This window comes from Streptomyces sp. NPDC050263, assembly GCF_040655955.1.
Classification (GTDB): domain Bacteria; phylum Actinomycetota; class Actinomycetes; order Streptomycetales; family Streptomycetaceae; genus Streptomyces.
Window position 1 is genome coordinate 1 of the sequence record NZ_JBFAKW010000036.1, and the last position, 12,476, is coordinate 12,476.

Consider the following 12,476-nt stretch of genomic DNA (forward strand, 5'->3'; position numbering starts at 1 on the left):
CCCCGTACGACAACGCCACTTCACCCGCGACCACCGCCACCGCATCAGGCAACTCCCGCACCCGCGCCTCGAACAGCCCCACCACACTGCCCTCCGCCATCGGCACATCGACCGTGGCAGCAGGCAGGAGCAGCTCTCGCTCGGCGTCGGTCAGGACGTCGAACCGGCTGAGCCGCAGCGCCGGTTCGGCGACCGCCGCGCCCAGCAGACGCGTCCATCGCGCCACGATCGTCTCGACCGTCTCCGGGTCGAACAGGTCGGTGCTGTACTCCACGACTCCGACGAGGCCGGCCGGAGTGCCGTCGGGGCGGGTGCGTTCGGCCAGGTTGAAGGTGAGGTCGCACTTCGCGGTGCGGGTGGAGACCAGGCTCGTCGTGACGTGCAGGCCAGGCAGGTCGAACTCGCCCAGGGGAGCGTTCTGGAGGGCGAGCATCGTCTGGAAGAGCGGGTGGTGGGCGAGGGAACGCGTCGGGTTGAGCTCCTCCACCAGGTGCTCGAAGGGCAGGTCCTGATGGGCGTAGGCGGCCAGAGCACCCCGACGGACACGGTCGAGGAGTTCGGTGAAGGTCGGGTCGCCGGACAGGTCGGTGCGCAGGACCAGCGTGTTGACGAAGAATCCCACCAGGTCGTCGGCGGCCTCGTCGGTGCGGCCGGCAACGGGCGCGCCGAGGGGGATGTCGCTACCGGCGCCGAGTTTGCCGAGCAGAGCGGCCAGGCCGGCCTGGAGGACCATGAACAGGGTCGCCCCGCGAGCGCCGGCGAGCCGACGGAGACGGCGGTGGAGCTCGGCGTCCAGGCTCAGTTCCAGCTGCTCGCCGCGGTAGGTCGTCGCGGCGGGGCGCGGCCGGTCGAAGGGGAGGTCGAGCCGCTCGGGCAGACCGACCAACTTATGGGACCAGAAGGACAGTTGGCGTGCAGACAGGCTCTCGGGGTCGGTGGCGTCGCCAAGGAGGTCACGCTGCCAGAGGGTGTAGTCGGCGTACTGCACCGGCAGCGGCGCCCGGTCCGGCTCCGCACCCCGGCAGCGCGCCGCGTAGGCGCGGGTGACGTCGTCGGCGAGAGCGCCCAGCGACCAGCCGTCGCCCACGATGTGGTGGACGACGAGAAGCAGCACATGCTCGTCGGGGGCGATCGTGAACAGCTCGGTGTGGACGGGCGGTTCGGTGGCCAGGTCGAAGGGGCGGCGCGCGGCGGCGGCGAGCAGGTCGGGGAGTTCGGCCTCGGTGCTGACGGTGACGGTCGGGCGGGGCTCGGCCCGGTCGACGTCCAGGATGCGCTGGAAGGGCACCCCGCGCTCGTCCGGGAAGACCGTGCGCAGGCTCTCGTGCCGGGCTACGACGTCCCGCAGGGCCGCTCGCAGAGCGTTCTGGTCGAGGGTGCCGGACAGTCGCAGGGCGAGGGGAATGTGGTAGGTGGCGCCGGTGCCCTCGATGCGCTGAAGGAACCACAGGCGGCGCTGCGCGGACGACAGCGGCACGGCCTCGGGCCGCTCGTACGGGCGCAGTACGGGACGAACGGGACGGGCTGGACGGGCGGGAGGGCTTGGCCGGACGGGACCGGTGGTGCCCGTTGCGTCCAGGTCCGTACCGAAGGCCGTATCGGAGGCCGTATCGGAGTCTGTATCGGAGGCCGTATCGGAGTCTGTATCGAGGGCCGCATCGGAGGATGTGGCCAACGTCGCGCCCAAGGTCCTGTCGACGCCCGCAGGGGTTGGCGCGTCGAAGAAGTCGCCGAGCCCCAGGTCGGTGTCGAGGGCCGCGCGAACACGGGACAGGAGGCGCATGGCCGACAGCGAGTGACCGCCGAGGGCGAAGAAGTCTTCGTCGACGCCGACCTGCGGTACGCCGAGGACGTCGGCGAACAGTCCGCACAGCACCTCCTCGCGGGCCGTGCGCGGTGCGCGGCCCTCCCGGATGCCCGGGGCGGAGGCAGGGGCGGGCAGTGCCTGCCGGTCGAGTTTTCCGGTGGAGGTCAGCGGCAGCGCGTCCAGCGCGACGAAGGCGGCCGGGACCATGTGGTCGGGCAGGCGTTCGCGCAGGTGGGCCCGGAGTTCGTCGGGTCGCGGCGGAACACTGCCGGGCTCGGCGACGACGTAGGCGACGAGACGGAGGGCACCGCCGTCGCCGTCCGCGTCGCTGCCGTCCCGGCGGGCGACGACCGATACGCGGGCCACGGCCGGGTGGGCGCTCAAGTGCGCCTCGATCTCCGCGGGTTCGACGCGAAAGCCTCGGATCTTGACCTGATCGTCGGCGCGGCCGAGGTATTCGAGAACGCCCTGCGAGGTACGCCGGACCAGGTCGCCGGTGCGGTACATGCGAGTGCCGCGCGGGCCGTAGGGGTCGGCGACGAAGCGTTCGGCGGTGAGTGCCGGCCTGTTCAGATAGCCGCGGGCCAGGCCGGCGCCGGCGATGTACAGCTCACCGGGCGCTCCGTCGGGAACCGGTTGCAGGGCACTGTCCAGGATGTGAGCGCGGGAACCGGTTACCGGGTTTCCGATCGCGGGCCTGGAGGTTGTGTCGAGGGAAGCGGTCACGGCGTCCACGGTGCACTCGGTGGGGCCGTAGAAGTTGTGAACGCTTACGCCGTCGGCTGCGCGCAGCTCCTGCCAGAGACTCTCCGGCACCGCTTCCCCGCCGACGACGACGACGGACGGACGCCCTTGCTGCTGCTTGCCGCCGAGCAGGCCGTGATCGAGAAGAACCCGCAGGTACGAGGGCGTGGCGTTGACGAGGTCGAGGCGATGGCAGGCGAGATGGGCGAGGAACGCCTTCGGATCCGCCCACGTCTCGCGGTCGATGACGTGCAGCTCATGTCCGGCGAACAGACAGCCGAGCTGGTCCCAGGAGGCGTCGAAGGAGAGAGAGGTGGTCAGCGCCACCCGCATCCGGTCGTCCGAGGGCGGGTAAAGGGCGCCGACTTGATGAAGCATCAGATTCGCCACTGCCGCGTGGGTGGCCACGACTCCCTTGGGGCGGCCGGTGGAGCCCGAGGTGTGGATGACGTACGCCGGGTGACGGGCGTCGCGCGTCGTGTGCGGGGCGTCCTGCGCGGACGCGGTGAGCCGCGCGGCCGTGTCGGGGTCGTCCAGGACGATGACGTCAGCGCTCGTCTCCCCCGGCAGCCGGGGCCGGGTGGCGCCGTCGGTCACGAGGACGGTCGGGCGGGTGTCGTCGAGGAGGTCGGCGAGGCGCGCGCAGGGGTGGTCCGGGTCGAGGGGGACGTAGGCCGCGCCGGTCTTCAGGACCGCGAGGACGGCCGCGACCAGCTCGGCGGAACGGGGCAGCGCAAGCGCGACCAGGCGCTCCGGGCCGGCGCCGTGCGCGGCGAAGAGATGGGCGAGGCGGTTCGCGCGGGCGTCGAGTCCGGCGTAGGTGAGCGTGGTGTCGGAGGCGACGACCGCGACGGCGTCCGGGATCCGGCGGACCTGTTGCTCGAAGAGGTCGGCGAGGTGAGTGGTGGGGAGAGCGGAGAGCGAGGCCGATGAGGCGGGTGAAGCGGAGGACGTGGGTGAAGCAGACGATGTGGAGGAGGCGGATGACGTGGATGAAGCGGATGACGTGGATGAGGCGAGCGCCGTTGTCGGCATCGGCAACGGAACGCGGCCGACGGGACGGTCGTCGTCGTCGTCCGACCCGGCCAGGCTCTCCAGGAGGCTCGTCAGGCCGTGTCGGTGGGCCTGGCGCTCGTCGTCGTCCCAGGCGTCGGCCGCTGCCTGCAACTCGACGTGCGGGCCCGTCCCGTCGTAGCGGTCCAGCGCCCAGACGCCGAGTTCGGTGGCGGGGCCCTCGGCGAGACTGTGCGCCGTGGCCTTCTGGCCGGCGAAGCGGAGGTCGCTGTCGAAGGACATGATGTTGACGACCGCGGAGTAGGCCGAGCCGGGCGCGCCGGGCAGGCCCAGGTCACGGTGCAGATCCTCGCCTCGGTAGCGCTGGTGCCGCAGCGCGGACCGGACCTCGGCGTCGACCTGGCCGAGGAGTGCGGACCAGGGCATGTCGGGCCGTACGGTCAGCCGCAGCGGCACCATGTTGGAGACCACGCCCGGTGTCGCCGTGAGGGCGGGTTCGCCGTGGTCCCGGCCGGTGACGGGGAGGCCGAGGAGGATGTCGTGCGCGCCGGTGCGGCGGTGCACGTACAGCGCGGTGGCCGCGATGAGGACGCGTGACCAGCGCACTCCGGCGCGCGCGGCCAGGGTCCGCAGGGCGTGCCGTACGGGTTCGGCGGGGAGCGGGGTGTGCTGCGTATCGGCGGTCGGGTGGTCCTCGGCGCGGCTGATGCGGGCAGGTTCGGGGAGGTCGGCGAGACGTTCGGTCCAGTGCGCGCGGTCGGCGGCGAAACGGTCGGAGGCACGGTAGGCGGCGTCGCTGTCCAGGACGGCGCGCACCGGCGGGAACGGCGTGGGCTCCGGCGTGCGGCCCTCGGCGAGCGCGGTGTGGACGGCCGCGACCCGGCGTGCGATCAGGGCGTATCCGAGTCCGTCGGCGAGGAGGTGGTGGTAGGTGTGATACCAGAGGTGGTGGTCGTCCGCCAGCTTGATCAGGGCATGGCTGAAGAGCCGGTCGTGGGTGAGGTCGAGCGGCCGGAGGCGGTCGGCTGCCATCCACTCCAGGGCGGCGGCGCGCGGATCGTCCCGCATGCTCAGGTCCAGGTACTGGGGGCTCCACTCTCCGTGGTCCCGCATGATCTGCCACGGCCCGTCGGAGCCGTCGTCACCGCCCGCGCCCTCCACGTCGTCGTGGTCGACCGCACGATCCACGGCATCCACGCCGTGCGCGACGTGCGCGCCTTGCACGCCGTCCGCGACGTCGGCGAACCCGACGTGCAGGGCCTCGTTCTCGGCGACGACCTGGCGCAGTGCGGTGGTGAACAGGTCGGTGTCCACGGGGCCGGGGAGGTCCACGTACTCGCCGACGCGGTAGGTGGGGATCACCCCGTCCGTCCGCTGTTCGGCGAGCCAGAGTTCGCGCTGAGCCGCCGTCAGGGGCAGGGCGACGTCATCGCGAGCAGACATGGGGGTACCTCCAGGGGTGCTGTGGGGAGCTGGGGTCGCCGGGAGCGAGGCGGGAGACAGGCAGCGGTTGGCGTGCCGCCTCGTTCGGAGGGGGACAGTGCGACTGCGACGGAAAGGCAGGGCCTGCGGCCCGGGGACACGGGCGAAGGCGCGCGGACGAAGGCGCGGGCGCGGGCTCGCGGACAGCGTGGGGCGGGCGAACGACGAGTCGGTCGGGAGCGGTTACCGGAATCCGGCAGCGCCCGGGACCGGGCGGGTCACGCCGCCGCCTCACCCGCCTGTAGGTGCCACAGCGAGGCGTAGAGGCCGTCGCGGGCGAGGAGTTCGGTGTGGGTTCCCTGTTCGGCGACGAGGCCGCCCTTGTCGAGGACGTGGATCCAGTCGGCGTTGCGGATCGTCGAGAGACGGTGGGCGATGATGATCAGGGTGCGGTTCTCGGCGAAGGTGCGCAGCGTGCGCTGGATGGCGGCCTCGGTCTCGTTGTCGACGGCGGAGGTGGCCTCGTCGAGGACGACGACGGGCGGATCCTTCAGGATGGCCCGGGCGAGGGCGAGACGCTGTCTCTGTCCGCCTGACAGGGCCGCACCGCGTTCGCCGATCATCGTTTCGTAGCCGTTGGGCAGCGCCTCGATGAAGGGGTGGGCCTCGGCCATGCGGGCCGCGCCGACCAGGTGTTCGTCGGTGGCGTCGAAGCTGCCGTAGCGGATGTTGTCGGCGATGGTGCCGTCGAAGAGGAAGGGATCCTGGGCAACGAATCCGACGGCGCCCCGCAGTCCCTGCCGGGACAGTTCGCGCACGTCCCGGCCGTCGAGCAGGACCTGGCCGGAGTCGGTGTCCTGGAAACGCATGAGCAACTTGGCGATCGTGGTCTTCCCGGAGCCCGTGGGACCGACGATGCCGGTGACACGGCCGGGCGCGATGCGCAGCGAGAGGTCCCTCAGCACCGGCGGCCGACCGGGGTAGGCGAAGGTGACCCGGTCCAGGGTGACCGCGCCCTTGACGCCGTCGGCGTCCACCGGGTGTTCGGGGCCGACGGGTTCGGTGGGAAGGGCGTGCAGGTGCTGGATGCGGTCGAGCGCGGTGAGGGTGCGCTGGTACTGGTCGACGATGTTGCCGAGCCGGGTGAGCCGCAGCAGGACCTGCTGGGGCAGGCCGATGAGCGGGCTGAACACCTCGAAGGGCAGGGCGCCGCTCAGGACGGAGCGGCCGCCGAGGAGCAGGGTGCCCGTCATGGAGGCGGTGGTGACGGCGCGGACCGTCTCTGCGTGGCGGACGGTGGAGCGGTCCGTGCGATGGGTGCTCTCCCGGCACACCTCGCTGAGGTTCTCGACGCGCGCGGCCTCGTACTCCTCTGTGCAGAAGCTCTTGACCGTGGCGCCGGCCTCGAGGCTGTTGACCAACTGGCTGTGCAGTTGGGCCTTGTGCTCGCTGGAGACGGCGTAGTCGGCGGCGACCCGGTCGTGGTAGTGGAAGGACAGCCAGGCCACGATCGGCATCGGCAGGAACGCGATCCACGCGATCTCGGGAGCCAGCAGGAGGAAGGCGGGCACCAACACCAGGAAACTGGTGACGAGTTGGACGACGTCGCCGGCTGCCGTCGTGAAGAAGGCGCCGAGTTGGGTGACCTCCTCGGTGAGGACGCCGGCGATGCGGGTGGTGCGTTCGCCCTCCAGGTGGCTCAGTTCGAGCTTCTGCACCTGCGTGTAGGTGTCGTTGCGCCAGTCGTGCTGGACGGCCTGGCCGAGCCCGCGCCACTGCACGCTCGCCGCGTAGGAGAGACCGGCGACGGCGGCGCAGGCCACGGCGGCGGCGCCCGCGAGGAACCACAACTGGGCGGAGGCGCTGGTCAGTCCGAGGGCGAGGAGGGGAGCGGCCTCGCCCTTGATGAGGACGAGCGCGATCCAGCCGAGGAAGAGGCCCAGCGCCACCTCGGTCAGCTGGCACGCGGCGGAGAGTACGGAGGCGAGGCAGAGTCTGGGTCTGTGCGGGCCGACGATGTCGAGGAGCGAGCGCAGGGAGGACGGTGGCCGGCCCGGCGGCGCCCCGTCCGCGGCGGAGTCGGCGGCCTGTGGGGCGGTGTGGCCGTCGGCGGCTGCCGCGCGCACGGCCCGGCGTACGACGACGACCGTGGCGGTGACGACGGCGCCGAGGACCGCGAGCGGTTTGCGCAGCAGCTTTCCGGGGCCGAGGGCGAGCGCGGCCACCGTCGCACCGCCCGCGAGCACGAGGGCGGGGGCAGGGGTACGCCCGGAGGCAGGGGTGAGGGCGGAAGCGGACGCTGAACCGGCGCCCGGGGCCTGTCCGCAGGCTTGTCCGCTGCGGCGCGGCCCGGGCGACTGTTCCCCGGCCTGGGAAACGGCGGCCAGAGAATTTCGGATGATGTTTCCGACCTCGACGGCTCCCAGGCCCGGATCATGAAGGACGAGAACGCTTCCCGTAACCTCGCTGACCCTCGCCGATCTAATGCCGGAATGTTTTCCGAGAACGCTTTCCAGAACGCTCGCGAAACGCTTCCTGCCCGCCAGTTCGGAAATCTTCCAGCGCTGCCGTCCAGGAATCGACGAGTGCATTCTCAGCGAGTACGTTTCCGCGTTCTCCCGGGCAGGCCCGTGTGTGGCCTCAGCCGCCACCAGCAATGTCATGTTCAGTAGATCCCCGAGCTGTTCCCTCTGTGCGGCGTGGGCGTTCAGTGCGCCTTGCCGGTGGCCACGGCGGGCGTCCGCCCCTTGCCGGGCCCCTTGTGCTCGGCGGCGTCGGTGACGGGCCGCCCCTGAGCAACCGCCGGTGCCTGCACCTGAGCCTGGTTCTTGGCCTGAGGCTGTGCAGGCGATTCCGACTCACCGCCGCCCGTCATCTGCGCGGCGACGACTTCGGCCGTGACCTCGGCGGCGAGATCCTGCAAACCTTCGCCGGCCTCGTGCGCGGCGCGTTTCACTTCCAGCACCAATCCCACCGAGGTTTTCACCAGCCCCCGCATCAACGGTTTGACGACCCTCTTGGCCAGGGGTGCGGCGATGAGACCGATCAGGAACGGGGGAAGTACAGGCGGCATGATTCGTAACCCCTTCTTTTCGGGAGCCGAAACTCATTAGCCCCCGGCATTTGCGAACCTGCATCAGCTTATCGGAGCCGTTGGGGCAGAAACCAAGCCGAGACCTGCCTCGTCACCCGGAAGAGTAATACGGACCGACGGGGACGACGGATTCAGGCCAGCACGCCGACAGGATCCAGCAGGAACGAGTGGCAACGGACCCTGCGGAGAGGGCGGAATCAGGCGTCGAGCGGACGACCTTTCCCCATTAATTTCACGGAGCGTACGGAAGAAAGGTGGCCAGTAAATGCACCACGAGTCGAAACCGGTTCCGCCGTCCCGCGGGGCCGAAGCCGTTCCCGGGCAGCACCGGCCCTCGGGAACGGGGAGGGGACCGGGCAGGAACCGGTCCGGCGGGAGAGGCGGCCTGAACGGCGGTGCAGTAACCGCAGCGACAGCCGCTTTCCGACTGCTTTCCGATACCGGCGGTGCTGCCCAAACCATTGACGAGGACATGCACGCCCCATATCTTCTGGCCGAAGTTACGAACCATGTTCGAAATCACGGACATTGGGCTTCATGGACAAGGGACGGTCCTGTATGCCTCGGAAGTATCGCCGCAGACCCCTGCTCGTCTGCGTGTTGGCGCTCCTCGTCGCTCTGGTGGCGGCGACCCAGCCGGTGTCCGCGGCCGACGGCCGCCCATACACCAACCCGGTGAAGTCGGCCAAGGGCGCCGACCCCTGGCTGGAGTTCTACGACGGCAACTACTACCTGATCACGACGACGTTCACGGGCGTGCTCGGCATGCGGAAGGCACCCACCCTCGCGGGCCTCGCCACCGCGCCCACCGTTCAGGTGTGGTCGGACACCACCTCGACCCGCAACACCAATATCTGGGCGCCGGAGATCCACCGGTTCAACGGCCACTGGTACCTGTACTACTCGGCCGGCCAGGGCGGCACCGCGTGCTGCGACTCCCAGCGCACCCACGTCCTGGAGAGCGCCGGCACCGACCCGCTGGGCCCGTACACCTACAAGGGCTCCCTCACCGGTTCCAATCTCACGCCGGGCGGCTGGCTGATCGACGCCAGCGTGCTCCAGGCGAACGGAAACCTGTATCTCGTCGGAAGCGGTTTCGTGAACGGCAGCACGCAGAGCCTGGTCATCGCGCCGATGAGCAACCCGTACACGCTGTCCAGCAACACGTTCACGGTCATCTCCAGTCCCACGCTGAGCTGGGAGACCTCGGGCGCGCCCGTCAACGAGGGACCCGAGCCGCTTTACCACGACGGACGCACTTTCCTTTCGTTCTCCGCGAGTTACTGCCAGACGGCGGACTACAAGCTCGGCCTGTTGGAGCTGACCGGCGGCGACCCGCTCAGCGCGGCGTCCTGGACGAAGAAGCAGACCCCGGTCTTCCAGCGCAGTGACGCGAACGGCGTCTACGGCCCGGGCCACAACGGTTTCTTCAGCTCACCCGACGGCACCGAGAACTGGATCGTCTACCACGCCAACTCCTCCGCGAGCGGCGGCTGCGGCAACGGCCGGACGACCCGTGCCCAGAAGTTCACCTGGAACGCCGACGGCACCCCGAACTTCGGCACCCCGGTCGCGCTCGGCACGACACTCCCCGGCCCGTCCGGCGAGACGGCGGCGACTCCGACGGCGTACACCCTCGTCAACCGCAACAGCGGCAAGTGCCTTGACGTCGAAGGCGGTTCCACCGCCAACGGCACCAACATCCTCCAGTGGACCTGCAACGGCGGGGCCAACCAGAAGTGGCGGATCGAGGACCAGGCCGACGACACCAGCCGGCTGGTGAACGTGGCCACCGGCGCGGTGATGGACACCGCCGACTGCTCCACCGCCGACGGCGCCGATCTGCGCCAGTGGTCGTGGCTGAACAACAAGTGCCAGCGTTTCCGTCCTGTCTTCACCGCGACCGGGGACTACGTCCGCCTCGTGAACGAGAACAGCGGCAAGGTCGCCGACGTCGCGGGCTGCTCCACCGCCAACGGCGCCGACGTACGGCAGTGGACCTGGCTGAACAACACCTGCCAGCAGTGGCGCCTCGTGCCCACCACCTGAGCCCGCCCCTCTCAGCGCACCTCCCCCCATCTGGAGAACTCCCTTGAGACGCAACGCCGTTCGGCTGCTCCTGGCCGGCCTCGTCGCCCTCGCGGCCGTCCTCACCGGCGTGGGCGCCCCCGCCCAGGCCGCTGTGCCCGACTCCCCCGCGGTGACGTACACCAACCCGATCGCCGAGAAGCGCGCCGACCCGCACATCTACAAGCACACAGACGGTTACTACTACTTCACCGCAACGGTCCCCGAGTACGACCGCATCGTGCTGCGCCGGGCGACGACCATCCAGGGCCTGTCGACGGCCCAGGAGGTCACCATCTGGACCAAGCACAGCAGCGGGGTCATGGGTGCCCACATCTGGGCGCCGGAGATCCACTTCATCGACGGCAAGTGGTACGTGTACTTCGCGGCCGGGTCGACGAGTGACGTGTGGGCGATCCGGATGTACGTCCTGGAGGGCGCCGGCGCCAACCCGCTCACCGCGACCTGGGCCGAGAAGGGCCAGATCAAGACCACGTGGGAGAGTTTCTCACTCGACTCCACGACCTTTGTCGTGGGCGGTGTCCGCTATCTCGCCTGGGCGCAGCGCAACCCGTCCGAGAACAACAACACCAGCCTGTTCATAGCCAAGATGGCGAATCCCTGGACGATCCAAGGCACTCCGGCGGAGATCTCGCAGCCGACGCTCTCCTGGGAGACGATCGGCTACAAGGTCAACGAGGGGCCCGCGCTGATCCAGCACGGCGGCAAGGTCTTCATGACCTACTCGGCGAGTGCGACGGACGCCAACTACTGCCTCGGCATGCTGACCGCCTCCGCGACGGCCGACCTGACCGATCCGGCGTCCTGGACCAAGGGGACGCAGCCCGTCTTCACCTCGAACGCCTCGACCTCACAGTACGGGCCGGGCCACAACTCGTTCACGGTGTCCGAGGACGGCAAGTCCGACATCCTCGTCTACCACGACCGCAGCTACAAGGACATCACCGGCGACCCGCTGAACGACCCCAACCGCCGCACGCGGGTGCAGAAGGTGTACTGGAAGGCCGACGGCTCGCCCGACTTCGGCATCCCGGTGGCCGACGGAGTCACCCCGCAGCGCTTCTCCTCGTACAACTTCGCGGACCGGTTCATCCGCCACTGGGAGTACCGGGCCCGTATCGAGGCGAACGTCAGCCCGCTCGCCGACTCGCAGTTCCGGGTGGTAACCGGTCTCGCGGGAACCGGCACGGTCTCTCTGGAGTCGGCCAACTTCCCCGGTTACTACCTGCGGCACAAGAACTTCGAGGTGTGGCTGGAGAAGAACGACGGCACGTCGACGTTCGCGTCCGACGCGAGTTTCCACCAGCGGGCCGGGCTCGCCGACTCGGCCGGGATCTCCTACGAGTCGTACAACTACGCCGGCCGTTACATCCGGCACTACAACTACCTGCTGAACGTGCAGACCCCGAGCACGGCGACAGACCGGGGAGACGCCACTTTCTACGCCCAGTGAGGGCCTGAAGGGCACACCGCCGAGACTATACATAGCGCGTATACGCCCTATGTATAGTCTCGGCATGTTTTCTCTGACCAGGAAGATGAAGAACACGGGGGCCGCGTTGCGTCCCGCCGCCCTCTCTGCGGCGGCCGCCTGTCTGGCGGTCACGCTGACCGGCTGCGGAGGCGTCGACACCACACACCCGAGCACCGCCCGCGCCCAGCCGGCGGCCACCGCCCAGGCCGCCCGTTTCGGCGCCGTCGACTGCCGGGAGGTGAAGTGCATCGCCCTCACCTTCGACGCCGGCCCGAGCGAGAACTCCGCCCGGCTGCTGGACATACTCAAGGAGAAACAGGTCCCCGCGACCTTCTTCCTGCTGGGCGAACGGCACATCGAGAAATACCCGGAGCTGGTCAGACGCATGGCCGCCGAGGGACACGAGGTGGCCAGCCACACCTGGGACCACAAGATCCTCACGGAGATCACGCCGGAGGAGATACGCGAGGAGCTCCGGCGCCCCAACGACGAGATAGAGCGCCTCACCGGCCGGCGCCCCACCCTGATGCGGCCGCCGCAGGGCCGTACGAACGAGACCGTCCACGAGATATGCCGCGAGCTGGGCCTCGCCGAGGTGCTGTGGACGGTGACCGCCAAGGACTACACGACCACCGACTCCGCGCTGATCCAGCGCCGGGTCCTCGAGCAGGCCGACCGGGACGGCATCATCCTGCTGCACGACATCTACGACGGAACCGTGCCGGCCGTGCCCGGGATCATCGACGCGCTGAAAGAACGCGGATACGTGTTCGTGACGGTGCCTCAGCTGCTGGCGCCCGGCACGGCGGAGCCTGGCGAGGTCTACCGCTGAC

At 69.8% G+C, this 12,476-nt stretch carries 6 protein-coding genes; 3 read left to right on the forward strand and 3 right to left on the reverse strand.

The window, feature by feature from the left end; all coding sequences use genetic code 11:
- The 3 genes from AB0J04_RS18440 to AB0J04_RS18450 form a co-directional block, all read right to left on the reverse strand.
- Positions 1 to 5,008: amino acid adenylation domain-containing protein (locus AB0J04_RS18440; protein WP_363169519.1), on the reverse strand; the 5,008-nt coding region annotated here is incomplete at its 3' end.
- A 257-nt stretch (positions 5,009 to 5,265) separates the two neighbouring features.
- Positions 5,266 to 7,212: an ABC transporter ATP-binding protein gene (locus AB0J04_RS18445; RefSeq protein ID WP_363169520.1), complete on the reverse strand. Its 1,947-nt coding sequence runs from the start codon at positions 7,210 to 7,212 to the stop codon at positions 5,266 to 5,268.
- A gap of 482 nt (positions 7,213 to 7,694) precedes the next feature.
- On the reverse strand, positions 7,695 to 8,060 hold the full coding sequence (locus tag AB0J04_RS18450) for a DUF5132 domain-containing protein (protein WP_363169521.1): 366 nt from the start codon (positions 8,058 to 8,060) through the stop codon (positions 7,695 to 7,697).
- A 579-nt stretch (positions 8,061 to 8,639) separates the two neighbouring features.
- Here AB0J04_RS18450 and AB0J04_RS18455 point away from each other — a divergent pair.
- From AB0J04_RS18455 to AB0J04_RS18465, 3 genes are all read left to right on the forward strand, one after another.
- Complete coding sequence (locus AB0J04_RS18455) at positions 8,640 to 10,130, forward strand: family 43 glycosylhydrolase (protein ID WP_363169522.1); 1,491 nt, start codon at positions 8,640 to 8,642, stop codon at positions 10,128 to 10,130.
- Positions 10,131 to 10,173: 43 nt separating this feature from the next.
- Entirely contained in the window at positions 10,174 to 11,622 is a 1,449-nt protein-coding gene (locus AB0J04_RS18460) for a family 43 glycosylhydrolase (RefSeq protein ID WP_363169523.1), read from the forward strand.
- Between the two features lie 85 nt (positions 11,623 to 11,707).
- Positions 11,708 to 12,475 carry a polysaccharide deacetylase family protein gene (locus AB0J04_RS18465; protein ID WP_363169569.1) on the forward strand — a complete coding sequence of 256 codons (768 nt, stop codon included), beginning with the start codon at positions 11,708 to 11,710 and terminating at the stop codon, positions 12,473 to 12,475.
- The last annotated feature ends 1 nt before the right edge of the window (position 12,476 follow it).

Excerpts from the sequence above, each read along its gene's own strand:
- AB0J04_RS18450 (WP_363169521.1), bottom strand. The coding sequence starts at position 8,060 with ATGCCGCCTGTACTTCCCCCGTTCCTGATCGGTCTCATCGCCGCACCC.
- AB0J04_RS18455 (WP_363169522.1), top strand. The coding sequence starts at position 8,640 with ATGCCTCGGAAGTATCGCCGCAGACCCCTGCTCGTCTGCGTGTTGGCG.
- AB0J04_RS18465 (WP_363169569.1), top strand. The coding sequence starts at position 11,708 with ATGAAGAACACGGGGGCCGCGTTGCGTCCCGCCGCCCTCTCTGCGGCG.